General features: G+C 36.9%; 28 protein-coding genes. All 28 read right to left on the bottom strand.

What is annotated here, in order from left to right; all coding sequences use genetic code 11:
- Entirely contained in the window at nucleotides 1-1,404 is a 1,404-nt protein-coding gene (locus AC1Q8L_RS20415) for an oligosaccharide flippase family protein (protein WP_001053221.1), read from the bottom strand.
- Between the two features lie 30 nt (nucleotides 1,405-1,434).
- Entirely contained in the window at nucleotides 1,435-2,094 is a 660-nt protein-coding gene (locus AC1Q8L_RS20410; RefSeq protein ID WP_000847750.1) for a sugar transferase, read from the bottom strand.
- 20 nt (nucleotides 2,095-2,114) lie between these two features.
- Nucleotides 2,115-2,993, bottom strand: coding sequence for a UTP--glucose-1-phosphate uridylyltransferase GalU (galU, locus tag AC1Q8L_RS20405; RefSeq protein WP_000757810.1), 879 nt, complete (start codon nucleotides 2,991-2,993; stop codon nucleotides 2,115-2,117).
- Between the two features lie 245 nt (nucleotides 2,994-3,238).
- The gene (locus AC1Q8L_RS20400; protein ID WP_000566202.1) at nucleotides 3,239-4,006 is read right to left on the bottom strand and encodes a tyrosine-protein phosphatase; all 768 of its coding nucleotides are present in this window, start codon (nucleotides 4,004-4,006) and stop codon (nucleotides 3,239-3,241) included.
- A 112-nt stretch (nucleotides 4,007-4,118) separates the two neighbouring features.
- On the bottom strand, nucleotides 4,119-4,820 hold the full coding sequence (locus AC1Q8L_RS20395) for a CpsD/CapB family tyrosine-protein kinase (protein ID WP_001207160.1): 702 nt from the start codon (nucleotides 4,818-4,820) through the stop codon (nucleotides 4,119-4,121).
- The gene (locus tag AC1Q8L_RS20390) at nucleotides 4,810-5,553 is read right to left on the bottom strand and encodes a YveK family protein (protein WP_000393141.1); all 744 of its coding nucleotides are present in this window, start codon (nucleotides 5,551-5,553) and stop codon (nucleotides 4,810-4,812) included. Before AC1Q8L_RS20390 ends, AC1Q8L_RS20395 begins: the two co-directional genes overlap by 11 nt.
- A 257-nt stretch (nucleotides 5,554-5,810) precedes the next feature.
- Nucleotides 5,811-6,488 (bottom strand): CpsD/CapB family tyrosine-protein kinase, encoded by a 678-nt coding sequence (locus AC1Q8L_RS20385; RefSeq protein WP_142317960.1) that lies wholly within the window; start codon nucleotides 6,486-6,488, stop codon nucleotides 5,811-5,813.
- A 345-nt stretch (nucleotides 6,489-6,833) separates the two neighbouring features.
- The gene (fabZ, locus tag AC1Q8L_RS20380; RefSeq protein ID WP_000931959.1) at nucleotides 6,834-7,268 is read right to left on the bottom strand and encodes a 3-hydroxyacyl-ACP dehydratase FabZ; all 435 of its coding nucleotides are present in this window, start codon (nucleotides 7,266-7,268) and stop codon (nucleotides 6,834-6,836) included.
- Nucleotides 7,269-7,696: 428 nt separating this feature from the next.
- Complete coding sequence (locus AC1Q8L_RS20375; RefSeq protein WP_000457978.1) at nucleotides 7,697-8,698, bottom strand: rod shape-determining protein; 1,002 nt, start codon at nucleotides 8,696-8,698, stop codon at nucleotides 7,697-7,699.
- A gap of 160 nt (nucleotides 8,699-8,858) precedes the next feature.
- The gene (spoIIID, locus tag AC1Q8L_RS20370) at nucleotides 8,859-9,131 is read right to left on the bottom strand and encodes a sporulation transcriptional regulator SpoIIID (RefSeq protein WP_000544012.1); all 273 of its coding nucleotides are present in this window, start codon (nucleotides 9,129-9,131) and stop codon (nucleotides 8,859-8,861) included.
- Nucleotides 9,132-9,439: 308 nt separating this feature from the next.
- A complete protein-coding gene (locus AC1Q8L_RS20365; protein WP_000008903.1) occupies nucleotides 9,440-9,574 on the bottom strand; it encodes a hypothetical protein in 135 nt (44 codons plus the stop codon).
- A gap of 141 nt (nucleotides 9,575-9,715) precedes the next feature.
- Nucleotides 9,716-10,621 (bottom strand): stage II sporulation protein SpoIIQ, encoded by a 906-nt coding sequence (spoIIQ, locus tag AC1Q8L_RS20360; protein WP_001214922.1) that lies wholly within the window; start codon nucleotides 10,619-10,621, stop codon nucleotides 9,716-9,718.
- Between the two features lie 162 nt (nucleotides 10,622-10,783).
- Nucleotides 10,784-11,491, bottom strand: coding sequence for an ABC transporter permease (locus tag AC1Q8L_RS20355; RefSeq protein WP_000144418.1), 708 nt, complete (start codon nucleotides 11,489-11,491; stop codon nucleotides 10,784-10,786).
- Nucleotides 11,491-12,333 (bottom strand): ABC transporter ATP-binding protein, encoded by an 843-nt coding sequence (locus AC1Q8L_RS20350; RefSeq protein ID WP_000170823.1) that lies wholly within the window; start codon nucleotides 12,331-12,333, stop codon nucleotides 11,491-11,493. The genes AC1Q8L_RS20355 and AC1Q8L_RS20350 overlap by 1 nt, the downstream gene beginning before the upstream one ends.
- Before the next feature lie 181 nt (nucleotides 12,334-12,514).
- On the bottom strand, nucleotides 12,515-13,522 hold the full coding sequence (locus tag AC1Q8L_RS20345; protein ID WP_001185909.1) for a LytTR family transcriptional regulator DNA-binding domain-containing protein: 1,008 nt from the start codon (nucleotides 13,520-13,522) through the stop codon (nucleotides 12,515-12,517).
- Nucleotides 13,523-13,619: 97 nt separating this feature from the next.
- Complete coding sequence (gene spoIID / locus AC1Q8L_RS20340) at nucleotides 13,620-14,639, bottom strand: stage II sporulation protein D (RefSeq protein WP_000672651.1); 1,020 nt, start codon at nucleotides 14,637-14,639, stop codon at nucleotides 13,620-13,622.
- Nucleotides 14,640-14,847: 208 nt separating this feature from the next.
- Complete coding sequence (gene murA, locus AC1Q8L_RS20335) at nucleotides 14,848-16,152, bottom strand: UDP-N-acetylglucosamine 1-carboxyvinyltransferase (RefSeq protein ID WP_000411275.1); 1,305 nt, start codon at nucleotides 16,150-16,152, stop codon at nucleotides 14,848-14,850.
- Nucleotides 16,153-16,191: 39 nt separating this feature from the next.
- Nucleotides 16,192-16,896: a YwmB family TATA-box binding protein gene (locus AC1Q8L_RS20330; RefSeq protein ID WP_000767913.1), complete on the bottom strand. Its 705-nt coding sequence runs from the start codon at nucleotides 16,894-16,896 to the stop codon at nucleotides 16,192-16,194.
- 51 nt (nucleotides 16,897-16,947) lie between these two features.
- On the bottom strand, nucleotides 16,948-17,184 hold the full coding sequence (locus AC1Q8L_RS20325) for a DUF1146 family protein (protein WP_000057889.1): 237 nt from the start codon (nucleotides 17,182-17,184) through the stop codon (nucleotides 16,948-16,950).
- Nucleotides 17,185-17,386: 202 nt separating this feature from the next.
- The gene (gene nuoN, locus AC1Q8L_RS20320; protein ID WP_061661121.1) at nucleotides 17,387-18,901 is read right to left on the bottom strand and encodes an NADH-quinone oxidoreductase subunit NuoN; all 1,515 of its coding nucleotides are present in this window, start codon (nucleotides 18,899-18,901) and stop codon (nucleotides 17,387-17,389) included.
- Between the two features lie 7 nt (nucleotides 18,902-18,908).
- Nucleotides 18,909-20,411: an NADH-quinone oxidoreductase subunit M gene (locus AC1Q8L_RS20315; protein WP_000998941.1), complete on the bottom strand. Its 1,503-nt coding sequence runs from the start codon at nucleotides 20,409-20,411 to the stop codon at nucleotides 18,909-18,911.
- Nucleotides 20,408-22,270: an NADH-quinone oxidoreductase subunit L gene (gene nuoL, locus AC1Q8L_RS20310; RefSeq protein ID WP_000568236.1), complete on the bottom strand. Its 1,863-nt coding sequence runs from the start codon at nucleotides 22,268-22,270 to the stop codon at nucleotides 20,408-20,410. The genes AC1Q8L_RS20315 and nuoL overlap by 4 nt, the downstream gene beginning before the upstream one ends.
- A 30-nt stretch (nucleotides 22,271-22,300) precedes the next feature.
- Nucleotides 22,301-22,615 carry an NADH-quinone oxidoreductase subunit NuoK gene (gene nuoK, locus AC1Q8L_RS20305; RefSeq protein WP_000100079.1) on the bottom strand — a complete coding sequence of 105 codons (315 nt, stop codon included), beginning with the start codon at nucleotides 22,613-22,615 and terminating at the stop codon, nucleotides 22,301-22,303.
- On the bottom strand, nucleotides 22,608-23,132 hold the full coding sequence (locus AC1Q8L_RS20300; protein ID WP_001012812.1) for an NADH-quinone oxidoreductase subunit J: 525 nt from the start codon (nucleotides 23,130-23,132) through the stop codon (nucleotides 22,608-22,610). The genes nuoK and AC1Q8L_RS20300 overlap by 8 nt, the downstream gene beginning before the upstream one ends.
- Entirely contained in the window at nucleotides 23,129-23,548 is a 420-nt protein-coding gene (gene nuoI / locus AC1Q8L_RS20295) for an NADH-quinone oxidoreductase subunit NuoI (protein ID WP_000677191.1), read from the bottom strand. The genes AC1Q8L_RS20300 and nuoI overlap by 4 nt, the downstream gene beginning before the upstream one ends.
- 25 nt (nucleotides 23,549-23,573) lie before the next feature.
- Nucleotides 23,574-24,575 (bottom strand): NADH-quinone oxidoreductase subunit NuoH, encoded by a 1,002-nt coding sequence (gene nuoH / locus AC1Q8L_RS20290; RefSeq protein WP_000573426.1) that lies wholly within the window; start codon nucleotides 24,573-24,575, stop codon nucleotides 23,574-23,576.
- The gene (gene nuoD / locus AC1Q8L_RS20285; protein WP_086387501.1) at nucleotides 24,575-25,675 is read right to left on the bottom strand and encodes an NADH-quinone oxidoreductase subunit NuoD; all 1,101 of its coding nucleotides are present in this window, start codon (nucleotides 25,673-25,675) and stop codon (nucleotides 24,575-24,577) included. The genes nuoH and nuoD overlap by 1 nt, the downstream gene beginning before the upstream one ends.
- Before the next feature lie 2 nt (nucleotides 25,676-25,677).
- The coding region (locus AC1Q8L_RS20280; RefSeq protein WP_492339484.1) for an NADH-quinone oxidoreductase subunit C at nucleotides 25,678-26,395 on the bottom strand (718 nt) is incomplete at its 5' end.

The following is a 26,395-nucleotide window of genomic DNA, read 5'->3' as shown; positions in this document are numbered from 1 at the left end:
CTACATAATAGATTTCTTTTTTTGAATCATATTTTTTATTAAATCTTTTTCTGATAGAATAACAATTAAAACAATGAGATAACTTATTACTAATGAGATAAATATATTAATATTTCCTAGGAATAATTTATTTATGACATACAAAAAAATTAAACTTAATAAACTTTTAGAACTACCCCTAAACACAGTAAATATTCCCTGCTTATTAAAAATTATTAAACCCAGTAATAGTACCATCTCTATTAAAACAGCTGCGATTGCTGCTCCTAAACTACCGTATAACTTTCCAAAATACGAGTACGCAAAAATACCTGTCCCAAAACTAATTAATAATGCAATAGATCTATATTTTTGCAAACCTTTAGTTGTTAAACTATCCGCTAAAGGAAAGTTAATTGATTGAATAAAAACAATAATAGATAAAATAGAAAGAGTTTTAGCAATTCCTACCCAGTTTTCCCCTAACAGGAAAACTGAAATTTCTTCTGGAAATAGTATTATGGGTAGAACCATAATTAAAGACAATAAAGTCATTAACTTGATTTCGATAACTATTACCTCTCCATGTTTTTTTAGCTCACTTCTATCAATAAGCTTAAACAAAACTGGATAAAAAGCTGCTGCTACAATACCTGGAATTTGATATAGAACAGAGGGGATACGTAATGCAGCGTTAAAATAGCCAACCTGTTCTAAACTAGATACCTTTTCTAAAGCAATAGGTCCCATTAAAGGCATAAGTATTGTTAAAAAAGCAGTTAACGTAAAAGCACTTAACCCATTTAAAATAGAATTATCTAATCCTTTATGCAATTTAATTTTATTAATGACAAAAGAGATACTTATAATACCCCCTAAAATACTACATAGCCCATAAGTTAAGGCTACCATTAAAAGACTATATCCAAAATAAACTCCAATAAGAAGACCTATGACAGAAATTAAGCCTGCCATGATTCGAATAATTGCAGTATATTTCATTTTTTCGATAATTTGATAATATACCGCTCCTACATTTTGTAGTGCTGCACCAAATATTGTAGGGATTACCATCAGGAAAATTACTTGTTTCATTTCTTTCTGACTATACATAAAACTCACTAGAATAAATACAATTACAGAGGAGAATATACAAATGAATAATCTTGTTACCAAATAGCTATTTAAAAGTTTAGATATATCTTTATCAGCTTTGGTACCCTCCCTAATAAATGTATGAGTTAATCCTAGATCTGTCATTGAACTTGCAAAAGTGGAAAATACTAATGCAATACTTAAAATACCATATTGTTCTACCCCAAGATACCTAGCTATAACAATTGCTGAAATGGCGGTTAACATTCGTACCATCACATTTCCTACAAATAAAAATGAAGCATTTTTAAGAATTAATTGTAAGTTCATACTAATACCATCCTGTATTTATAAGATACATTATCTAGCTCCGTCACCTGTGCATACTACCTTAATAGTCTTTAATATAATTTTAAAATCCAACAATAAACTGGAGTTGTTAATGTAATATATATCTAGCCTCAACTTTTCTCTCGGTGTAATTTCATAACCACCATTTACTTGCGCCCATCCTGTCAGTCCTGGTTTTACCTCTAGTCTCTTTTTAAAACCTGGAATTTCACGCTCAAATTTCTCAGTAAACATAGGTCTTTCCGGCCTTGGTCCTACAAGAGACATTTCACCTTTTAAAATATTAAATAATTGCGGTAGCTCATCAATCCTCGTCTTACGAATAAATAATCCTATCTTTGTAATACGTGGGTCATTCTTCTCTGCCCATTTTGCACCATTTTTTTCTGCATCATTTCTCATAGAACGTAATTTAATAACATTAAACTTCCTTCCGTTTATGCCTAATCTTTCCTGTAAATAGAAAGGTGATCCTGGGGATTCTAAAATAATTAGTAAACTAAATATCAACATAACAGGTGCCAATATAATCAAGCCTAGTAAAGCGAATATAACATCTAATATATACTTACTCCCTAAATATAACTTGGATTGTCTATTTTCAACTTGAACGATTTGATCATCTGATGTAACTTGATATTCTCTCGCTATATTTTCACCAGTCTTCATATTCCCTCTCCCTTATAATCTTATTCATTGATTTCTTTATGTACTAAATCATTCATATATTTTATTAATTGCTTTTTTAATTCCTTATGCTGTAATGCCACCTCAATTGTCGTCTTAATAAACCCCAATTTCTCACCAACATCATAACGCTTTCCTTCAAAATCATATGCAAATACCCGTTGAATTTCATTTAATCGTTGAATTGCATCTGTCAACTGAATTTCCCCACCAGCACCTGTTTGTTGATCTTCAAGGAGCATAAAGATTTCTGGTGTTAATACGTAACGTCCCATAATTGCTAAATTTGATGGCGCAGTTCCTTGAGCCGGCTTTTCAACAAATTGGTGTACTTGATAACGGCGATCATTTCGTTCAACTGGATCAATAATACCGTAACGATGTGTTTCATTTTCTGGTACTGTTTGTACACCGATAACGGATGATTGTGTACCTTCATATTGATTCATTAATTGACGTAAACATGGCGTTTCTGCTTGCACAATATCATCACCAAGTAATACTGCAAATGGTTCATTTCCAATAAACTTACGTGCACACCATACTGCGTGTCCTAAACCTTTTGGTTCTTTTTGTCTTATGTAATGAATATTAATTTTCGAAGAAGCTTGTACTTTTTCAAGCATCTCATACTTCCCTTTTTCTAAAAGGCTTTGTTCTAATTCGAAAGAGTGATCAAAATGATCTTCAATAGCACGTTTACCTTTTCCAGTAACAATAATAATATCTTCAATTCCTGATTCTATCGCTTCTTCTACTATGTATTGAATTGTTGGTTTATCAACGATAGGTAACATTTCTTTTGGCATCGCTTTCGTTGCTGGTAAAAACCTTGTCCCCAGTCCCGCAGCTGGAATAATTGCTTTTCTTACTTTTTTCAAATCTAGTACCCCCAAACATATTATTATATCCATATGTAACAATAACAAAAACCCTACTTATAGGGTCGTCTTTACAACTCCATAAGTAGAGTTTCTAACATAAATAAATTATGGGCATCTAACCCATCCTCACGTCATACTCCCGACGACAAGCGTCTAAGGTAGGTTCGAAATAAAAATTTCTACCCACAGCACGACCGAGTGCCCCCATTGATAAAGGTTAGGAGACATCACCAGTTCTTTATTTAAAAAATACCGAACAATTTTTTACGACGAATTTGTTCTGGATCTTCTTTGTAAATTGCCTTCCCGCTAATTAATAAGTACGGATTTTCTTTCAAATCACTCATAACATTCATTCCAAATTCTTTCTCAATTAATTCATAGCTTTCTGCTAAATGAAATCCTCTCGATGTCGTGTTATGCGCATCTGATGCGATCATATGTGTTAAATTATGTTCTACAAGCTGTATTGAGAATTTTTTAATCTTTTTACCAAATTTCCCAAGCAAACTCCCTGCTGTCACTTGTGTTAATGCACCTTTATTTACAAGGTTATATAACTTATCTGGCCGCTCGATTAACTCGGCATTACGTTCTGGATGAACAATAATTGGAATCATTCCCTTTACACGTAATTCGTATAATAATTGTTCGGCATAACGAGGTACGTGATTCGATGGAAATTCAATGAATATATATTTATTTGTTTCATTTAAAGTAACGATTTTACCAGCTTCATAGTCTTCTAATAAATCACCATATAATCTGACCTCTTGCCCAGGTAAAATGGTAAGTGGAATATTATGTTGTTGTAGTTCATCATTTAGTTGTTTTACGTGATGAATAATTGAGGTACGTTCATTTACATATTTTCCATTTTGATGATGCGGCGTTGCGACAATTGTATGTATTCCTTCTGACACTGCTTGCTGTGCCATCGCTAAACTATCGGTCACTGTCTGTGCACCATCATCGATACCAGGTAAAATGTGACAATGTAAATCTATCATTTGTTTCATCCTCCCTCTCTCATATAAAAATCTTTTTTCCCTTGAATATGAGATATTGCTCATATTCAAGGGAAAAAAGGAGATATGTTTTTATCATATCTCACTCTTTTAATTAGTTTGCACCGTAGTAATAATATAAGCCGTTTTCACGTTCACGATCGTTTAGAACAACGCCCAACAATTTACCTTTAGCCGATTCTAACAATCCCTTTGCTTTCACTGCTGTCTCTTTTTCTGTTGATTCACTACGAACAACAAGAATAGAAGCATCACATACATTTGCCATAATTTGCGCATCGGTTACAGCTAAAATTGGTGGCATATCAAAAATAACTAGATCGTACATACTGTATGCTTGCCCAAGAAGCTCTTTCATTGATTTCGAACCTAACAATTCGGCCGGATTTGGCGGGATTGGACCACAAGCTAAAAAGTGCAGATTGTCTACAGATGTCGTTTGTACACATTTTTCTAAATGTTCACTATGTGTTAGTACGTTCGTAAGTCCAAAAATATTGTCTACTTGGAACATTTGATGCATTGCTGGTTTACGCATATCTGCATCAATTAATAATACTTTTTTTCCTTGTTGAGCAAACACAACAGCCATATTCGCTGTCGTTGTCGTTTTCCCTTCACTTGGGTTTGCAGACGTGACCATTAATGAATGTAAATTCGTGTCAACAGCTGCAAATTCAATATTCGTTCGAATATTACGATATTGTTCTGAAATTGGTGATTTCGGTTGTTGATGAGCAATTAATTGACGGCGTTGACGATGATTCTTTTTCTTTTTAAATAAATTAAGAGCCAATTGTTTGTCCCCTCACTTTTCTTGATGATGGAGCGTGTGATTTCACGTTCAATGTTTCTTCATCCATACGAGCTACAATACCTAATACTGGTAAACCAAGTAAGTTCTCTACATCTTCTTCTTTTTTCACTGTGTTATCTAAGTACTCTAGTAAGAATGCAAGACCAACTGAAGCCATTAAACCAACAACGAAAGCAATTGCCACATTTAACATTGGACGTGGTTTAATTGGAGATTGATTTTCTGCAACTTCTGCTTTAGATAATACTGTTACGTTATCAACATTCATAATTTTTGCAACTTCACCTTTAAATACATCTGCAGTTGCATTCGCAATATCGCGAGCTAGTTTTGGATCTTTATCCTCAGCTGTTACAGAGATTACTTGTGAATCCTTTTCATTCGCAACATTAATCTTTCCTGTTAGCGCTTGAGATGTCATATTTAAATTTAATTTTTCATTCACTTGTTCTAAGATTACTGGACTTTTAATGATAACCTTATATGTATTCGTTAATTGAATATTCGTTTGAACTTCACCGGCTTGGAACATTGCCCCTTCTTGCTTCTTCTGATTAACAAGAATTTGCGTCGAAGATTGATAGATTGGTGTCATGAAGAAAAAGCTAATGATAGCACTTACAATAGCTGCACCAAAGGCGATTACGAGGATCATTGCTAAACGTTTTTTTAAGATATGAAATAACTCTTTTAAACTAATTGTTTCTTCCATAGGTTCCTCCAACTTTCTAAAATTTACACATAGGAAAAATTATAACATATAAATCTTACATTTTTTATTTTTAATAATTCAGTTCTATATTTGTTCATAACAAACAAGTTTAATCTTACAAAATAATCTTAAATATGACAACACATTCCAATCATTTCCCAAAAATTTTATCATATCATGCTTTTTACACTGTATAACTTGATAAATAATTTTCAGAAAACAAAAAAGCCAACATTTTTTGTTGGCTCTTTCATATTTTAGTAATAACCATACTTCTCTTTTTCTTCTCTTTTATCGTTCAAAACAACACCTAGTAGTTTTCCTGATGCTTTATCTAATATTTGTTTCGCTTTTACGATTTTATCTTTTTCCGTCTTTTCACTTCGTACAACGAGTACGATTCCATCACATTTATTCGCAAGTATTTGTGCATCTGTAACCGCAAGGACAGGTGGTGTGTCGATTAATATAATATCAAACATGTTATATGCTTCTAGCAACGCCTCGTCCATTGCCCGGCTCCCTAATAGTTCTGCTGGGTTTGGCGGGATTGGACCTGCTGCCATTAAATATACGTTCTCTATATCTGTTTTTTGAATGCATTGCATAAGTTTTGCTTGTCCTGATAATAAGTTCGTTAACCCATTTGAACTATGAACGGCAAATAAGTTTTGTATCGTCGGCTTACGCAAGTCAGCTCCAATTAATAAAACTTTCTTTCCTTGTTGTCCGAAAACAACTGCTAAGTTTGCGATTGTTGTTGTTTTCCCATCACCTGGATCTGCTGAAGTAACAATAATAGAACGAACATGATTATCTACAGATGTAAACTCAATGTTTGTACGAATGTTACGATATTGTTCTGTAATACGCGATTTAGGCTCTTTATGTGTAATTAATTGTCGTAATGGTTTTCTTTTCTTTCTCCCGAACATATTCATAATCTCCTTTTGTGAAATGCGACATTTCCCTTTTCTCTCTCTTATGCTCGATTTCATACGTCTAATTAATATTCTTGCTGATTTCCCCACATTTCATCATAATCAATAACATTCTACTTTGTCTTATTTAAGTACCTTAACAATATGACAATGCCCTTATTTCTTTATTACCTTTATCACTTATCCTGTTTTCTAGATAAACAATAAAGTAAGTATATGGTAATTTCCATCTATTCACAAGTAATTTTCTGATTAGTTTGTATATTATCGTTTCATCGTTATATAGCAGAAATTTAAAAAATCTCCTTGTCTTTTTACAAGGAGATTTTTTAGTACTATCTATTCTTTTTTATCACCAATCGCAAATGTAATTTCTGCCTCACATGCAACTTCACCATCTACTGTTGCGATTGCTTTTCCTTTTCCAATTGGGCCGCGTACGCGTGTCATTTCTACTTCTAGACGAAGCTGATCACCTGGGCGTACTTGTTTTTTGAAACGGCAATTGTCGATACCTGCAAAGAAAGCAAGTCTTCCGCGGTTTTCTTCTTTCTTTAATACTGCAACTGCTCCGACTTGTGCTAATGCTTCTACAATAAGTACACCAGGCATAACTGCATAGTCAGGGAAGTGTCCATTAAAGAATTCTTCGTTTGCGGATACATTTTTAATCCCAACCGCTCTTTTTCCTTCATCTACTTCTAATATTTTATCAACAAGTAAAAATGGATAGCGGTGAGGAATGATTTCTTTAATTTGTTCTATATTTAGCATGTAACAATCGCCCCTTTTGTAATATTGGTCTTACCACTTGGACATATTGCTATTATCCCATTTTGTTTATTGTTTGTCATTACAAAGTAACATTTTATATTTAGTACAACTTCCTAAAAAAAATGCACACACTCTATTCCATTAAAATAGTTGCACATTTTTGCAACTGACACGGAGGTGGAAAAGAGTGTATGCCCAAATTAGGGAAAGGCAATATGTATTGAAACATTATTTGCCTTAATGTCGTATTCGACTCATTATATTATAAACGTTTTCAATTAAGGAAATATTAAATTTAACCATATATATGAATATTTTACCTGTTTCCTTCATATTTCTCTATTTTCCTTCCATTTTCGCAAAAAAACAAAATAAAAAAATATAAAAACGAAAAAAAGAACTAAGGCATCAGCCTTAGTTCTTTCAAATTATCTCAAAGCACGCTTTGGTAATCTGTCGATATTCTCTAACATAATACCTGTACCAACCGCAACGCAGTGCATTGGGTTTTCAGCAATTAATACTGGTACTTTTAGTTCTTCTGCTAGAAGCATGTCGATACCGTGTAGTAAAGCTCCACCGCCTGTTAGAATAACACCGCGATCGATGATATCTGCAGATAATTCTGGTGGTGTGCGCTCTAATACGCCTTTTGCAGCTTGTACAATAACAGCTGCATTTTCTTTTAATGCTTCTGTAATTTCTTCAGAGCATACTGTAATTGTACGTGGTAAGCCTGTTACCATGTCACGTCCGCGAATTTCAAGTTCTTCGCTACGTGCACCTGGGAATACTGTACCAACTTTAATTTTAATATCTTCTGAAGTACGTTCTCCGATTAATAGCTTATACTTACGTTTAATATAGTTTAAGATCTCCATATCAAACTTATCGCCAGCCATTTTGATAGAGGAAGAGGTAACAATATCACCCATAGATAGTACAGCGATATCTGTTGTACCTCCACCAATATCAACAACCATGTTACCGCTTGGTTGGAAGATTTCCATACCAGCACCAACTGCGGCTACTTTTGGTTCTTCTTCTAAAAATACTGTTTTACCACCTGAACGTTCAGCAGCTTCACGAATTGCTTTTTGTTCTACTGATGTAATATTTGTTGGACAACAAATTAAAATACGAGGTTTTGAAAAGAAGCTCTTTACGTCCAATTTGTTAATGAAATACTTTAACATTGCTTCTGTAATTTCGAAATCTGCGATTACACCATCTTTAAGTGGACGAATTGCTACAATATTACCAGGCGTACGTCCCACCATACTTCTCGCTTCTTCACCGACTGCTAATACTTTACCACTATTACGATCAATGGCCACAACAGATGGCTCATTTAATACAATACCCTTACCTTTAACATGAATTAATACGTTAGCCGTACCTAGGTCAATTCCGATATCTCGCGCAAACATTCCCGTTTTTTCCTCCTCGATATTCAAAATCAGGTTACACCCGAATTCTTTTCACCTAATTTCTGATTTTATCATAAATTTAACAGAAACGTAATATTCGCAAAAAGAATTCTTCTGAAAAATATTACCGAATGTGAACGGAATGTTTGCTACTGTAACATTATTGACGTACAGGCTTCTCTACATCTTCTTTTCTATACTTTTGTTTTGTTGCTTCTCCACCTCTTAAATGACGAATAGACTTATGATAATCAAGAATTTCTTTTACTTCATTTGCGAGCTCTGGATTAATCTCTGGTAGACGTTCTGTTAAATCTTTATGGACTGTACTCTTTGATACCCCAAATTCCTTTGCAATGACACGCACTGTCTTTCTTGTCTCCACGATATACTTACCAATCTTGATAGTTCTCTCTTTGATGTAATCGTGCACACCACTCGCCTCCCTAATTTGGATGTGAGAAGGGTGAAATGAGCCTCGCTGCATACGACTAAGAAGTAAGTGTGAGTGCTGTTTGTAAGCGTTAAACATTCTTGGATTTATAATGAAATGATTCACGATTTCTCACCTCAAACACTCTCTTTGCTTTGGTTTATACCATTGTATTGCCCGCACTACTGATATATGCTACATGTTCACTATTTTTGCGGACTAAGTTAAGAAAAATTACGTTTTTTTGTGAGAAATACGTTAAAACTGACTATTATGGCCAAAAAAAATGACACCTTGTATAAAAGGCGTCATTCTTCTCGTTCCAATTCTTCTTCTAACAACTGATGGTGGGGAACCTCTTTCTTACCGGCAATATAATAATATAAAGTGAATAAAACAAACAATAAAATAATAGCAGTCGACAGAACAAACAAAAATGACACAGTATCCCCTCCCTTTTGTAATATATATTCGAGAATCTCGTCATTTTTCCTTGTTTTTACAACTTTTTTCTCGAAATTGATTATTTTTATATAAAAATAAAAAAATCAATTCTCTTGATGAGAACTGATTTTTTCACTTTCTTATTCTTGTGAAGAAGAATCGTTAGATGATTCTGTAGAACCGTTTGTTGATTTTTCTTCTTTCTTCGGTTCTTCTTTTTTGTCACTAGTTGAACCGCTTGTTGATTTCTCTTCTTTTTGAGACTTGTCTTCTGTTTTATTTTCTGGTTTCGTGCTCGTTGACTTCTCTTCTTTTTGAGATTTGTCATCAGCTTTTTTACCAGAAGCATTCGTAGCCTTTGCAGCACCTGCATCAGCTTTAATTTCTGTTACTGATTTATTTAAGTAACGTTCAGGGTTCACAGCCACATTGTCTTTACGTACTTCAAAGTGAACGTGAGAGCCTGCCTCTTTATTCATTGCACTTAGACCGGATGTTCCTAATACTTCACCTTGTGCAACTCTTGCACCTTTTTCTACTTTCACACTGCCTAAGCTTTGATAAGATACCGCTACACCATTTCCACTATCAACTGTTACAACATAACCAAGAAGTGAATCTTTTTCAGCTTTCGTTACTGTACCACTTAAAGCAGCGGCAACATTGAATTCTTTTCCATTCTTCGCAGCAATGTCAATTCCTTTGTTTGGGGAATATGTGTTGTTATAAAAGACAAGTGCTTTTTCTTGTTCCGCCTCAGTTGCTGCATCTTCATAGAATTTCTTTTGTACGACTACTTCCGCATTCGCGGCAGCTGGCATTTTCACTACTTCTGAAGATTTCGTTACTGGTACTGCTGGATCTTCCGATTGTGTATACGGTGTTGCTTGATCGTGGTTTGGAGTCTTCTTCGGATTAGCTCCTTGGAACCATAGCGCAACCATTAAGATTACCGCTGCACAAGCAATGTATAGTGCCGGAAACACCCATCTTTTTTGAAATAAATGTACTACCTTTTGCGACTTTTTATTATTTCTTCCTCGCATTCCATCATCACCTCAGCAATCATTTTGAACAATATTCACGTATCCTATACAACGTATAACTAATTACTTTTCGACAAAATTTGTAAAAATATGTATAAGAACTGTAAAATTTCCGAGGAAATGATAGAAAAAAGAAAAAACTGAGCACTTTTAGCTCAGTTTTTAGTCTAATTGTTTCTTTTTATACACCATAATACAAAGAATGATAAGACATATAGTCCAAATTGTATTGTTTAAAATATGTTCTTGAATCGCAATAAATCCTTCTCCCTTTATAACTTTTTGCAATGCTTCCATAACATGATTTGTCGGAAGAAGATTAACTACTTTTATAATAAATTCATTCTTAACCATTTCCTTTAACATCGGCCCCATTATGAATATTATAAAAATCGGAAGCCCCAATATAGATGTTTGTGCTATATTTTGGGATAGTAAGCCAACTATAGTACCTAAAACGACACATAACAATGTTCCTATTAAAATAATAATAACTAGCATACCAATATTTCCTTTAAAAGTATCTAAAATCACTAAACTAATAAAACTAGATGCTAGTACAAAAAATACAGTTAATACACTTTTCCCTAAAATAACTTCTATTGGACTTGCTGGAGACAACATCAATACTCGTAACGTGTGTTTTTCCTTCTCCTCTGCAATAATAATTGCTTGCACATAACTTCCCACCATGGTAATCGTCATTACAATAATAAAACCTGCAAAGAACTCTTTTATAGAATCCATATTACTATAGAATACAGCAAGTAGAATAGGTAATAGCGCCATTAATATAACTTGTGAGTTTTTACCTGCATCATTTATTTCTTTTCTTACAATAGCCGAAAACCGTTTCATTGAAAATGTCATTATAATCCCCTCCCAGTAACTTCAATAAAGATATCGCCTAGCGTTGGTTCGTGTGAATGAATAGATAACAGTTCGCCCTTCTTCATCCATTCTGAAATACGTTTTGCGCCTAACTCATCTTTTTGCACTACTTCTTTTTGTTTATCTTTTAATACGACCTGTATTTGATCCTTAGCGTATTGTAAGCGTAGGTTCTCTGGCGTATCCAGCGCTACAATTTCTCCGCCACAAAGGAAGGCAATACGGTTACAAAGCGTTTCTGCTTCATCCATGTTGTGCGTCGTTAAGAAAATCGTCGTTCCTTCTTCATTTAAGTCTTTTAAGATTTTATGAATGTTTTGTACGTTTACTGGATCGAGTGCAGATGTTGGTTCGTCTAAGAAGAGGATATCTGGTTTATGAAGGATTGCTCTTGCCAGTGTGACGCGTTGCTTCATTCCCTTTGATAGTTTCTTTACTGGTGTTTTTTTATCATCTAATAAATTTACTTGTGTTAGTACTTCATCGATTCTTTCTTTTTTGCAATCGTATAAGTCACAAAATAATAATAAGTTATCATAAATGCTAAGTCTTTCATATAAGCCGCTGTTATCTGTTAAAATACCAATTCGTTTGTAATCGATGCTACTTGGTCCTGTAATATCTTTCCCTAATACTCTTACCGTTCCAACACTATGAAGCAATTGAGAAGTTAAAATTTTTACTGTTGTCGTCTTACCAGATCCACTCGGTCCGAGGAATCCAAAAATCTCTCCTTGCTTCACCTCAATATTTACATTTCCAAGTGCCGTTTTTCCGTCGAAACTTTTCATTACATCTTTCATTTCAATTGCCAATGTCATTTCTTCATCCCCTTTGTTTTTCTTCTTTATAGATGAAAGTCGCTTTAGCGCTTTTCGTTTGTTTGTTTCGCTTTTCTTGACTCAATCATATGAAAAACAAAGGGTAGGCGCAGTAAAATACCGGTAAAAGGAGTATTTTTACCGGTGAATGAATCGCATGTTGAGCTTATTGGAGCACTTTTTATAGCCCAATCACGCCTTTTAATTCATCCATTCGTCCTTTTGAAAGCGGAATTGAACTTTTTCTTTCGTCATCCAAAATTAAACTGAAACTGTTACGAGTCCATGTAATCACTTCTCGTACTCTTTGTAAATTTACAAGGTACGAGCGATGACATCTAAAGAAACCAAAACCTGTTAATCTCGCTTCTAGTTCACTTAATGTTAAGGCACATACGAAATCGCCTTCACGAACGTGAATATGTGTTACTCCATTTTGCGTTTCAATGAAATGAATTTCCATCGGATCAAGTAAAATGATTTTATCGTTCACTTTCGCTGGTATTCTTTCTAACTTCATTTGCGGAATCATTTGAATGACTTTTTCTTCATCGACTTCTTCCACTTCCTCTTGCTCAATTTCTATCTTTTTCACACCATCGTTGTTTAATATGTATACATCCTCTGTTAACGAAAGGGCATCCGATAGAAATGATGACGTAATAAAGATTGCCTTTCCTTGCTCTTTCATTTTCATGATTGCTTTTCGAATAATAACCGTACTCTCTGTATCTACATTTTGCTCCGGTTCTTCCAAAATGATTAAATCCGGATTATGAATCATAATTCGTCCAATATGAAGACGACGCTTCTCTGAAAATGATAGTTTTTCTATTTTAACGTTTAGTCTATCTAGGAGACCAACAGGCTGCACAACTTCTTCTATACTTATCTTTGATTCATAAAGCCCTATTAAAAACTTAAAGTATTCTTTCACCTTCAAACGATCATATGCTTCATCTTTCAAAAAACAAAAACCGATGCGGGAATAATTTTTCTTTCCAATTGCTTCTCCTTCAAACAGTACATTGCCAGTTGAAGCTTCTTCTTCACCAATAATGATGCGGTGTAACACTTTAGCTGTATGATTATTGCATTGCAAAACAATACATTGTCCTTTTTCAACCTTTAGCTCAATTTCTGGTAACTGGTTCGTCTTCTCTAACTGTTTCAACTCCAGTAGCGCCATTCCGTCTCCTCCAAATACTTTTTATCCTATTATATCAAACAATTAATGGAAAATTATCCTATTTCAAACAAAAAAATAGATGCCAGAGTTCTGACACCTATTTCTTCACCATCAATTTTCCTTCATAATCATTCATCGTCTTTATTTCAACGCCTTTATAGTAATGAGCGACGATATCTGTATATTTCTTTCCTTCCGCTGCCATGCCGTTCGCCCCGTATTGACTCATACCAACGCCGTGACCGAAGCCTTTCGTCGTAACGATGATTTTATCTCCTTGTTGTTTCCACGTGAAATCAGAAGAACGTAAATCTAACTTTTCACGAACTTCTTTTCCTGTTAATGTTTTTCCTTGAAAAGCTACATCCTTTACACGCTTTCCTTCCGTAAGGTCTTTAATGTTTCCAACCTTCCCGTCTGCTAGCACTTTCACACCGAGACGTTTTTGAAAATCAGCTACTGTAAATGTTTGCTCGCTCGTAAACTTTGGTGAGGCTTGATCCCACGGACTATCTACACTTTTCAAGTACGGATAATCATTTCCCCAATAGTCAGCTGCATTTTCTGTTCGACCATTACTCGTTGAAAAGAAGGATGCTGAAATTGGTTTTCCATCATACGTTAAAACTTGTCCTGCTGTTTTCGAAACAGCTTCTTCGATTTTCTTCAAATTATTTTCGTAGTTATTGCCCCATTGCTTCTTCAATTCATCTTTGCTTTTGTACACTTGATCTTTCACCGTATCTGTCACGTCTGCATTATTTTTCTTTCCTCCGCTTAGCATACGTTGCACTACAAATGTTCTTGCTGCTAATGCCTGTGCCTTTAGTGCCTCTATTTCAAAACTGGCATTCATCTCAGAAGCTACTACACCGGTCACATACTCCTCCATAGGTAATGATTCTACCTTCTTTTGTTTCTCACGATATACAGCAACTTGAACAGCTGTATCTACTTTTCCTGGAGCTGGTATACTTTCTATCGCTGGAGGAGTTTTAGAGGCCGTTTCTTCCCCTACTTTTGCTTTCGCAAATGGGATAACAAGGGCTGCAGGTACAATGATAACGAGCGCTATTAAGAGCGCTACTGTAATAAAAAGTGGCTTTGAAAATTTCATCCTATTTTTCCCCCAATATAAAAGCTTTACTCCATTCATTCTTATGGAACAACTCTTTCTTTTAGAACATACTTAAGGGGAAGAGCATAAAACGGAAATTTTCTAAATATTTTTACTGGTACGTGCATAAGTATAGAATTTATTGACTATAACAGTAATAACCCAAAAAAAATAGCCCCTATGTCAAAAGACATAGAGACTATTTCAATTAAGCGTGAAGATCAGAAACTTCTTGTTCTTTCACTTCTTCTACTTTTTCGTTTACACGTTCAATAGTTGCACCTAATGCAGCTAATTTCTTATGGAAATCTACATAACCACGGTCAAGATGTTTTAACTCAGTTACACGAGTATAACCTTCTGATACTAAACCAGCTAAGATTAATGCAGCTGCAGCACGTAAATCAGTTGCGCCTACTTCAGCACCTTGTAAGCTGTTTGGACCGTTCATAATAACAGAACGACCTTCAATTTTAATATCAGCATTCATACGACGGAATTCTTCAACGTGCATAAAGCGGTTTTCGAATACCGTTTCTGTAATCATGCTTGTTCCATCAGCTTGTAGTAATAATGCCATCATTTGTGATTGCATGTCTGTTGGGAAACCTGGGTGAGGCATAGTTTTAATATCAACCGCTTTTAACTTATCTGGGCCGATAACACGTACACCTTCGTTTTCCTCAATAATTTTAACACCCATTTCTTCCATTTTCGCTGTAATTGAGCGTAAATGTTCAGGTACAGCATTTTCAATTAAGATGTCTCCACCAGTAATTGCTGCTGCAACCATGAATGTTCCCGCTTCAATACGGTCAGGAATAATAGAGTGGTTTGCACCATATAATTTATCAACGCCTTCGATACGAATCGTTCCAGTTCCAGCTCCGCGTACTTTCGCTCCCATCGCATTTAAGAAGTTAGCTAAGTCAACGATTTCTGGTTCTTTCGCTGCGTTTTCAAGAATTGTTGTCCCTTTTGCTAATGTAGCTGCAGACATAATGTTTTCTGTCGCGCCTACGCTTGGGAAGTCTAAGTAGATTTTAGCTCCTTTTAGTTCTCCCTCAACATATGCCTCAACAAAACCGTTACCAACCTGTACTTTTGCTCCCATTGCTTCGAAGCCTTTTAAATGTTGGTCAATTGGACGTGAACCGATTGCACATCCACCAGGAAGTGCAATACGAGCACGACCGTTACGTGCTAATAATGGTCCCATTACTTGAACAGATGCACGCATTTTACGTACATATTCAAATGGTGCTTCAATGTTTAGTTCTTTAGAAGAATCGATTGTTACTTGATTATTTTCAAATACGACTTCAGCATTTAAATGACGTAATACCTCATTAATTGTGTATACATCAGACAAAACTGGTACTTCAGATAGTACATTCTTTCCATCACTCGCTAATAGGGCTGCAGCGATTATAGGTAATACAGCATTTTTTGCGCCCTCAACACGCACTGTGCCGTTTAACCGCTTTCCGCCACGGACGATGATCTTTTCCAAATTATTCCCCTCCGTGTCCTTTTTTCAGTATCTATTCACTCAATACTCAGAAGTTATGATCGGTGTGCCAACCACAATTGTATCTTTGTTGTCTGTAGAACGTATTGCTATTTGCACATTTATTTTCTCTCTATTTGTTGAAAGAGCGTCATCCCACTTTTTATTGTATGCGGAGACTGACACAAATGCTCTTTCTTCTACTTGTTCGATCGCTCTTGCTGAAAGATCTTTCAAAACCTGATTGGTTTTATTTTGCAAAACACCTTCAATCTTATCATTCAGTACACCTTGAACACAAGTGTAAATTATAGGTTTTTCACTAAAAATTTTATTCACTTTTTGAACATACTTCGGGTCCCATTTCGCCCCACTTACTTCAAAGATAATGAAAGTGTTTTCTTTAGTATTTTCTTTACTCCAAGTTACTACTACTCGTTCTTCATGAGAAGCAAACTTTTTATAGGATGTAGCTTTATATCCATCTGGAGATTGCTCTACTTCCCACTTTTGAATATTTGCCTTGTCCTTCACATCGTTTAACAACTTTTGAAACGTATGTATATTAGAAATTGTTTTTGTTTCTCTAGCTAACCATGACCATTTTTCTACTTTAGCATCATTTTTCTCTAAAGCCTTGATCATGCTCTCCATTTTCTGTTCATCGCTTATCGGTTTCATCTCTCTATATCCAACCAAAAATAAAACAACACTAAGTGCAACAATAAGAATGGCTTTAAGCTTCAATTTCATCCCCTCCTATCCCCATTGTTAACGGAGATTTGAGGTTCTATACACTTACTTTACTAAATACGTTAAACTCTTCGAATAGCCTAAATAATCAAGGAAAAAGTTACTTACAGATGTCCCAATTGCAATTGTAATTAAGATGAGTAATACTCGCGTCTGCAGCACTTTTCCGGACTTCATTAAACGCTCAATGTGAATGCCTTGCAAAGCCCACCACGTAATGGTAATAAACAATAAATGCGAAACAATGGCAATCAGTGCTTGTTGCCCTAAAAGTTGTGCCAAAAAATCGACCCCTTTTTACTCAGCTACTACTTATGAAAGAATATAAAAACGATACCATAATAAGTAGGAGCCACACTTTTTCAAATGCAAATAGACATCTTACATTTTACATCGTGATTTTCTTTCAAAAAACGTATATCTACATTACAAGTTAACACAAAATAAAAAGCGCAGAGTACTGACTCCACACCTTTTATTTTCACTATTGTACCACGTTCCCTAAGAAGAAGAAATCTTTCATTAATGGAAAATATTCATAAAAGAAATTGTACCCAATCATCGGCATAATCCCTAGTATTACAATCGAAATTGCACAAAGACTCATAACAACCTTTATATTTAACGGTAACCGTATCCTCTCTTCTGTCTCTCCGGTGCGGAAAAACATTTGTTGTAAAATACGGAAATAATATACGAATGAAACAACTGTCGTACCCATCATAATCGAAGCTAGTACGTAATGTGCTGGCTCTACATGAAGCGCGCCTAAAAAGATGTTAATCTTTCCAATGAAGCCAGCCGTCCCTGGTATCCCGGCCAGCGATAAAATAAAAATTGTCATCATGATCGCTGCAAATGGTGATCTCTTATATAATCCGGTGAAAATCGTTATGTTTTCCTTATCGTTTTGTAAGATTAAGCCGTGGATAATGGCAAACGCGCCTATATTCATAAGCATGTATGCCAGCATATAAAACCACATGCTATCCAGCGTAAATGGTGATAATGCCACAAGTGGAACGAGCAAATACCCAGCATGCGCAATGCCTGAATAAGCAAATAAACGTTTTACGTTGTATTGTTTTAACGCGACTACATTCCCAACAATCATCGTAATACTTGCTAGCACCGCAATATATATACTCATATGCCCATATAAAGATTGCATATCTCCTTGTATTAATACACTTGCAAAAACCATAAGGAACAAACGAATAATGAGTAGGAACCCAGCAATTTTAGAAATCGTTCCAAGAAAAGCGGTAACAGGTGTAGTCGCTCCTTCATACACATCAGGTGCCCACATATGAAACGGCACTGTGGCAATTTTAAATGAGAGACCGACTAGCAATAAAAGAAATGCCAGAGCTAGCAATAACTGAATACCACTAGCGAGCTCCCCAGTGAGTACCTTTTGCATATCTACAATGTTAGTTGAACCTGTAATACCGTATAAATAACTCATTCCAAAGAGCGTGATCGCCGTTCCAATTCCTCCGCTAATGACATATTTCATTGCCGCTTCATTTGATGCACGGTTCTTTTTTCGTATTCCGACTAAAATATAAGAAGAAAGTGAAAGTAACTCTAAACCAACGAAAAGGGTGATAAAGTCAACACTAGAAGCCATGAACATCGCACCAAGAAGTGCCATTAAAAATAAGTAATAATATTCGCCCTTATCTTCAATCGGATTCTTCTTATCATCGCTCATTGCGATGCATAAAATGAGCGCTGAGGCGCCTAATAACAACGTTTTAAACCCTTTTGAAAATCCATCTAACACAAACGATCCATTTAAAATATCTCCAGCTGGTTCGCTATATAGCGTAATTAATGAAACAATTGCTAATACGATGGCAGCAATCGCACCAAGAGCTACATATCTATGGTTCAGCTTAAAAAACAAATCACATATGGAAAGAAGGATGGCGGCCCCGAGAATAATAAATTCTGGCACCATTAGATGCCACGATAAGCTAAGTAACGTATTCATATCCATCCTACTTCACCCCCAATGTTTTCAATGTATTTTGAAGCGGATCCCCTAGTATCTCTGGCATAACTCCAATTACAATAATACAAAAGATAAGTAGTAAAACAGGGACGTACTCCCATCCATGTATATCAGATTTTTCTTCCCACTCTTTCTTTCCAAATGTCACTTGAAGTGTCGCTCTTAATACGTATACAGCAGTTAAAATGATGCCAATCACACCGACTGCAGCAATGACGGGCTCTCCTTGAAATAAACCGAGAAAGGCAAGAAATTCGCTAACAAACCCAGACATCCCTGGTAATCCAAGCGATGCCATTCCTCCTGCTAAGAAGAAGCCGCTAAGTACTGGGACACTTTTTGCGAGTCCACCAAGCGCTGTAATTTCTGATGTTCCGAAACGTTGTTCTATAACACCGAGTAAGAAAAACAGCAAGGCTGCAATTAAACCGTGCGATACAACCTGGAATAACGCCCCTTGTGTACCCGGTGCATTAAGTGACGCAAGTCCCATTAACACAATTCCCATATGCGAAATACTAGAGTAAGCCAGTACTTTCCTAAAGTCCGTTTGGATGAGCGCTAAAAAGGAACCGTATAATAAATTAATTACACCTAATATCGCAATTAGCGTTGCAACATCGTGAAAATATTCCGGGAATAGCCCTTTTCCAAAGCGAATAATACCGTATGCTCCAATCTTCAGCAAAACTCCAGCATGAAGCATAACTACAGCTGGATGCGCTTCTATGTGCACATTGACCATCCAACGGTGCAACGGAAAAACAGGTAGTTTAATTGCAAAGGCAATCATTATGGAAATAAATACACCAAGCTGCAAGCTACTTGGGATGATGAGTTCTCCTTCTGCACTTACGCTTCTTAATATCTCTTTCAGCTCCACAATATTTGTTGTACCTGTTTTCGCGAACAAAATTGAGAAAACAATGAGCAAAATAGCTGAGCCAATACCGTTATATATTAAATAACTATACGCAGCCTTTTCGCTCGACAATTTCCCCCACTTCCCAATCAATAAGAACATTGGTGGCAACGTAATTTCAAAGAAGATAAAAAACAACATTAGATTTTGAGCAGCAAAGACGCCGAGCATCCCTATTTCTAGCATGAGTAACAGCATATAAAATGCTTTTAAATTTCTTTTAATAGAAAAGGCTGCAATTGCTGCGAGCATCGCTAGAAGAGCCGTCAGCACCATCATAACAAGCGACAAACCATCAATACCGAGCTCGTAATAAATAGAAAACCACCTTTTATCCACCGCTGTAAAATCTCCGAACTTAATCCATTTCACCTTTTCATCAAATAGTGACAAACTCTTTCCAGAAGCATATGTACAAGCGAGGACGATAGCGATTCCAAATGGAAGTGCCGTCCCAAATAAGCCAAGCGCCCGCACTGTACGCAATTCCTTTTTCGGTGTTAATACAAGCAATAAAATTCCTAAAAGCGGGGAAAAAATGAAGAACGTTAACAACAAATCATTCATCGTAAATCCCCTCCTGTATAGAGCAAAATAATGACGAGTACAGCGAGCGAAACCGCCGTTACAGTACCGTACACTTGTACATTCCCGTTTTGAAGTTTCGATCCAAGATTACTTGTACCTTTAACTACGCTTCCAATTAAAACTGCAATTCCCTCGACTACATACACTTCAAATAAGCGAAGCACATGAGCGATTCCTTTTGTAATAGGGATCACCGTCATGTTGTATAGTTCATCCACATAATATTTTTCCTTCAAAAGATTATAAAGCGAGGTTTCCGTACCCCCAGCCCAATCTCTAGAAATTGATTTCTTGCCATATATGAAATATGCAAGAGCGATTCCCGCAAATGAAACGAGCGTCGCAACAATCATAATCCAAACTGGCCCATGCGCTTCTTCAACCTTGAACCCTACATCTTTTGTCAACCAATCTCCGAGAAACGTACCGAACCATGGTGTATTTATATATCCTGCCACTACTGCGAGAACGCCGAGAACAATCATTGGATACGTCATAACGCGGGGCGACTCATGCACATCTTCCTTCGTCTTCGTTTCTCCGGTAAAGACAAGAAAGTATAGGCGGAACATATAAAACGCTGTCAAAAACGCCGCAATTACTGCTAAAGTAAATAAAACGTAATTGCCATTCATCCAAGTCGCCGCTAAAATTTCATCTTTGCTGAAAAAACCGGAAAGGAGCGGAACACCGCTAATGGCAAGGGTACCTATTAGAAATAGCGTACCAGTTACTTTCATCTTCTTCTGTAAACCGCCCATTTTATTAATGTTTTGCGTATGCACTGCATGAATTACACTTCCTGCTGCCAAAAATAGTAGTGCTTTAAAAAAAGCATGTGTCGTTAAATGGAAGACACCGGCTACATAACCTGCAGAACCTAACGCAAGCATCATATATCCAAGCTGGCTAACTGTAGAATAAGCAAGTACTCTCTTTATATCTGTTTGCACGAGACCGATAGAGGCCGCAAAGATTGCAGTGAAAGCTCCAACGATTGCCACGGTCTGCATCGCCACTGTACTTGCTGAAAATAGAGGGAACATCGTCGCTACTAAATATACGCCTGCTGCAACCATCGTCGCGGCGTGAATAAGTGCCGAAACAGGCGTTGGCCCCTCCATTGCATCTGGCAACCACGTATGAAGCGGGAACTGACCTGATTTCCCCATCGCCCCGATAAAAATTAATATTGCTGTTATCGTAATCATGTAAGGAGGTAAATCCCCTGTATAAATCGCCCTAAATATTGCGTCATATTCAAAACTACCTGCGTACCAAAAAATTAAAATCATCCCGATAAATAAACCAACATCCCCAATACGGGTCATAATAAAAGCCTTTTTTGCAGCAGCCTTCGCTTCTTCTTTAAAGAAATAAAAACCGATAAGTAAAAATGAGCCAAGGCCAACTAATTCCCAAAATATATAAAGCTGTAATAAATTCGTTGATATAACAAGCCCTAACATCGCAAATGTAAAGAGTCCTAAATATGCGTAAAAGGTTGGTAATCGTTCATCACCTTTCATATAACCTTTCGAATACACATGTACAAGCAGACTCACAAGCGTAACGATAAATAACATTAAAGCTCCTAATGCAGTCACCTCAAAGCCGAATGATATATCCACATCTCCAGCTCTAAGCCACACCCACTTATGCTTCACGCTTGCTTCTGAAAACCTTTCTATTAACACAAGTACCGCAAGTATAAAGGAGAGAAAGACGAAAAAAATACTAAGTACGCTGCTTCCTTCTCTAATTTTCTTCCCGAATATAATAAGTAACAAAAACGAAACGAGTGGGAAAAGCGGTATGAGCCATGCATAATCGATCATTGTTTCCTTCCCCCTTTTTCGGTCACAATGCTATCCTTTGAGCGTATCCATTTCATCTACCTGAACTGTCGTACGATTACGATACAAAGCAATTAAAATAGCGAGTCCTACCGCCGCTTCTGCTGCCGCTACAGCCATCGTAAACAGTGAGAAAATTTGACCTGTTAAATTCGGAAATAGGCCTAATTTACTAAACGCCACTAAGTTTAAATTGGCAGCATTCAGCATTAATTCGATACAAACTAATACGATTACTGTATTCCGCTTTGTTAAAGCTCCAAATAGACCGATGCAAAACAAAATAATCGCAAGTGTTAAATATGCAGAAGCCGGAACGCTACTCATTGGAATCCTCCTCTTTCTCGTCCTTTTTCGCAAGTATAATCGCGCCAACGAGTGCTACAAGTAAAATAACTGAAGTTAGTTCAAATGGAATAATATATTTTGAATAGAGAAGCGTACCGATTTGAAGTGTGTTGTTTTCATGGAGAGGTAAACTTCCTTGTGTGCTTTCATTTGCAAAATCAACATTATTAACAGCGAAATACATAACCGCTCCAAATGCTACAACTGCAAAGAAGATAATCCACTTTCGAAGAGTAAGACGCGATTCATTTTCCGCGTTATGTTTCGTTAACATAATGCCGAAAATCATAATAATTGTGATTGCACCAGAGTAAAGTAAAATTTGTGCAACGCCTATAAATTCAGCTGATAAAAGAAAATACAAACCTGCAATGCTGAGAAATGTCAGAACGAGAGCTAGCATCATGTGCATAACTTTCGTTAAGTTCAACATAAGAACACCGCCGATAATTGCAGACAAGGATAGTATAAAGAATGCTACAAACTCGCCATTCATGCCTTATTCTCCTTCCTGACGTTTTCGTCGTTTTCGTCAAGCCACTGCAAATTTTTAAATAAGTCATCACGTGAATATTCCGCGAGTTCAAAGTTATTTGTCATGACAATTGCCTCTGTCGGGCAAACTTCTGTACATAAATCACAAAGAATACAAATTTCAAAATTAATATCATACGTGTCGATAATTTTTCCTTTTTTCGTAGGATCTGGATGTTTCTTTCCTGTTAACTGAATACAGTCTGTCGGACAAATGTTAGAGCATTGATTACAAACAATACATTTCTCCGGATAAAATTTTTGAATCCCCCGAAAACGGTCTGGCAACGGCAACGGCTGATTTGGATAATCATACGTTACCTTCTTCTTGCTCAAATTACTTAATGTATATTTTAATCCTTTAAATAGTCCTTTCATCTCTTACTGGCACCCCCCTCATAGATTAGAAGAATAACTCCTTAATCAATGCCGTTAAGAAAATATTTGCAAGTGCAATCGGCAATAATACTTTCCATCCAAACTCCATTAACTGGTCACCTCTTATACGTGGGAACGTAACGCGGAACCAAATTAATAGAAAGACTACACTGCTAAATTTCAAAGCAAACCATACGGCACCTGGGATAAATCCAAGAAACATGACTGGATTCCAGCCTCCTAAAAAGAGCACTGTAATTAACGATGCCATCCCGAAGAAATATACGTACTCTGAAAGCATGAAAAACGCCCAGCGAAAACCTGAGTATTCCGTATGGTATCCAGAAACAAGTTCTGACTCCGCTTCTGGCAAATCGAATGGCGTCCTATTTAACTCTGCCACTGCTGCGATTAAGAAAACGACGAAGCCAATTGGCTGTACGAAAATGTACCAAACCTTCTCCTGCGCCGCTACAATCTCATTTAAATTCAGGCTACCAGCTAGCAAAACGATACCAATTACACTCATTACGAGCGGAATCTCATAAGAAATCATTTGCGCCGCCGCACGCATCCCTCCTAAAAGGGAATATTTATTATTCGATGCCCATCCCCCAGTTACAACACCTATCGTCGTAATACCGGAAACAGCAATATAATAAAGTAGCCCGACTCCAATATCTGCAAATTGAAATTTATCAGTGAACGGGATAACTGCAAGCACCATAAATGCTGGTGCAAATGCAATAACAGGCGCTAATATAAACAGCGGTTTATCTGCTGCTTTCGGAATACTATCTTCTTTCAATAATAGTTTTAAAACATCAGCTACCGTTTGCAGTAAACCAAATCGGCCTCCAACCTGGTTTGGTCCAATCCGCCCTTGCATAAACCCCATCACTTTCCGTTCTGCCAAAATTCCATATGTAACGAAGCCAAGGACTGCAAATAGTAGAAGCACCGCTAATCCGAAAAAAATGAAGAAATTCGTCCAGCTTGAAGGTGATTGTAAGAGCGTCTCAATCATTAGCCATCAACCTCCCCAAGTACAATATCAACTCCACCTAAAATCGTAATTAAATTAGCGATGTTTTCACCTTTCAATAACTTCGGTAAAATTTGCAAGTTATAAAAAGATGGTCTACGAAACTTCAAACGGTACGGCTCTTTCTTTCCATCACTTGCGATATAACAACCAATCTCTCCGCGCGGCGATTCTATACGTACGAACACTTCTCCCTTAGGTGCCTTAATAATTTTCGGTACTTTTGCCAGCACAGCTCCATCTTTCGGGAACTGCTGAACCGCTTGCTCAACAATCTTTAAAGACTCCTCGATTTCTTGCATTCGGCAAACGTAGCGATCCCAAGCATCTCCCACGCTTCCAACAGGAATATCAAAATCAAAACGATCATAAATCGAATATGGCTCATCTTTGCGAAGATCCCAGTTTACTCCAGTGCACCGCAAATTTGCTCCGCTTAAAGAATACGAAATCGCTTCTTCCGCGCTATATATACCAACGCCTTTCACACGATTTAAGAAAATCTCATTACCGCTAACAAGATCATGATAACCTGCCAATTGCTCTCTCATATACGGAACAAACTCTTCCACCTTTTCAATCCAACCATCTGGCGCATCCCACTTCACACCACCAACTCTCATATAATTAAAAGTAAGCCGTGCACCGCATAATTCATTTAATAAATTTATAATCATCTCTCGTTCACGAAACGCGTACAGAAACGGGCTGACCGCTCCTATATCAAGAAGATTCGTCCCCCACCAAACGAGATGGCTTGCAATTCTTCCAAGCTCCATCGCAAGTACTCGCAAATATTCGGCACGCTCTGGAATTTCAAGCCCCATCATCGTCTCTACAGCATGGCAAATGACGTAATTATTCGTCATGGCTGATAAATAGTCCATTCGATCTGTATAAGGAATAATTTGCGTATACTGTAAGCTCTCAGCAATCTTTTCCGTCCCGCGATGCAAATACCCAATAACCGGTGTAGCTTCTTTAATAATTTCCCCGTCTATCTTAATTACGAGCCTGAACACACCATGTGTACTCGGATGCTGAGGTCCTACATTCAAAAGCATCTCTTCCGTGCGGATCATAGCTACACCTCCACATCATACGGTTCATAGTCTTTTCTAAGCGGATATCCTACCCAATCATCTGGCATTAAAATACGCGTTAAATTCGGATGCCCTTTAAATACAATGCCTAGCAAATCGTACGCTTCTCTCTCCGGCCAGTCAGCCCCTTTCCAAAGCGCTGTCACAGACTCGACTTGCGGCGCTTCCCGGTCTAGTTTTACCTTCACCGCTACCGATTGTTTCTTACCATATGAAAACAAATGAACATACACTTCCATATGTGTCACAAAATCCGTCGCATGTAGCTCTGACATATAATCAAAAGCAAGTCCCTCATGGAATCGCAGTGACTCCATCACTTCATAATATTTTGCGGGATCCACCACAAGAGTTGGCACATCCTTTGACAATTTATTAATATAGGAATCTACTAATACACCCTCTCCTAACTTCTCCCTAATAGCCTCAACATACTGATTTAAATGTGGTTGATTTACGGACGGTTCTTCCTGCTTCGGCTCATCCTCTTTCTTACCTTCAGCTCCCTTTGTCTTCGCTCTTGCAGCCGCTGCCGCTTTTGCCTTGGCCGCCGCCACCGCCTTCGCCTTGGCTTTCGCTTTTTCTTCTTCTGTTACTTCTTCTGTCCCTTCTCTTTTCTGTTTCGCTAACGCCGCCGCTTTTGCTTTTGCAGCTGCTGCTGCCTTCGCCTTGGCTTTCGCTTTTTCTTCTTCCGTTACT

The sequence above is a fragment of the Bacillus sp. GW823-FHT06A11 genome (genome assembly GCF_058795355.1).
This window is presented reverse-complemented; position numbering and strand designations above follow the sequence as displayed.

What these genes read in the sequence shown, in the direction of transcription:
- AC1Q8L_RS20415 (WP_001053221.1), bottom strand. Translation starts at nt 1,404, where the DNA reads ATGAACTTACAATTAATTCTTAAAAATGCTTCATTTTTATTTGTAGGA.
- AC1Q8L_RS20410 (WP_000847750.1), bottom strand. Translation starts at nt 2,094, where the DNA reads ATGAAGACTGGTGAAAATATAGCGAGAGAATATCAAGTTACATCAGAT.
- AC1Q8L_RS20400 (WP_000566202.1), bottom strand. Translation starts at nt 4,006, where the DNA reads ATGATAGATTTACATTGTCACATTTTACCTGGTATCGATGATGGTGCA.
- AC1Q8L_RS20390 (WP_000393141.1), bottom strand. Translation starts at nt 5,553, where the DNA reads ATGGAAGAAACAATTAGTTTAAAAGAGTTATTTCATATCTTAAAAAAA.
- AC1Q8L_RS20385 (WP_142317960.1), bottom strand. Translation starts at nt 6,488, where the DNA reads ATGTTCGGGAGAAAGAAAAGAAAACCATTACGACAATTAATTACACAT.
- fabZ (WP_000931959.1), bottom strand. Translation starts at nt 7,268, where the DNA reads ATGCTAAATATAGAACAAATTAAAGAAATCATTCCTCACCGCTATCCA.
- AC1Q8L_RS20375 (WP_000457978.1), bottom strand. Translation starts at nt 8,698, where the DNA reads ATGTTTGCGCGAGATATCGGAATTGACCTAGGTACGGCTAACGTATTA.
- spoIIQ (WP_001214922.1), bottom strand. Translation starts at nt 10,621, where the DNA reads ATGCGAGGAAGAAATAATAAAAAGTCGCAAAAGGTAGTACATTTATTT.
- AC1Q8L_RS20355 (WP_000144418.1), bottom strand. Translation starts at nt 11,491, where the DNA reads ATGACATTTTCAATGAAACGGTTTTCGGCTATTGTAAGAAAAGAAATA.
- AC1Q8L_RS20350 (WP_000170823.1), bottom strand. Translation starts at nt 12,333, where the DNA reads ATGACATTGGCAATTGAAATGAAAGATGTAATGAAAAGTTTCGACGGA.
- AC1Q8L_RS20345 (WP_001185909.1), bottom strand. Translation starts at nt 13,522, where the DNA reads ATGGCGCTACTGGAGTTGAAACAGTTAGAGAAGACGAACCAGTTACCA.
- spoIID (WP_000672651.1), bottom strand. Translation starts at nt 14,639, where the DNA reads ATGAAATTTTCAAAGCCACTTTTTATTACAGTAGCGCTCTTAATAGCG.
- nuoN (WP_061661121.1), bottom strand. Translation starts at nt 18,901, where the DNA reads ATGAATACGTTACTTAGCTTATCGTGGCATCTAATGGTGCCAGAATTT.
- AC1Q8L_RS20315 (WP_000998941.1), bottom strand. Translation starts at nt 20,411, where the DNA reads ATGAATGATTTGTTGTTAACGTTCTTCATTTTTTCCCCGCTTTTAGGA.
- nuoL (WP_000568236.1), bottom strand. Translation starts at nt 22,270, where the DNA reads ATGATCGATTATGCATGGCTCATACCGCTTTTCCCACTCGTTTCGTTT.
- nuoK (WP_000100079.1), bottom strand. Translation starts at nt 22,615, where the DNA reads ATGAGTAGCGTTCCGGCTTCTGCATATTTAACACTTGCGATTATTTTG.
- AC1Q8L_RS20300 (WP_001012812.1), bottom strand. Translation starts at nt 23,132, where the DNA reads ATGAATGGCGAGTTTGTAGCATTCTTTATACTATCCTTGTCTGCAATT.
- nuoI (WP_000677191.1), bottom strand. Translation starts at nt 23,548, where the DNA reads ATGAAAGGACTATTTAAAGGATTAAAATATACATTAAGTAATTTGAGC.
- nuoH (WP_000573426.1), bottom strand. Translation starts at nt 24,575, where the DNA reads ATGATTGAGACGCTCTTACAATCACCTTCAAGCTGGACGAATTTCTTC.
- nuoD (WP_086387501.1), bottom strand. Translation starts at nt 25,675, where the DNA reads ATGATCCGCACGGAAGAGATGCTTTTGAATGTAGGACCTCAGCATCCG.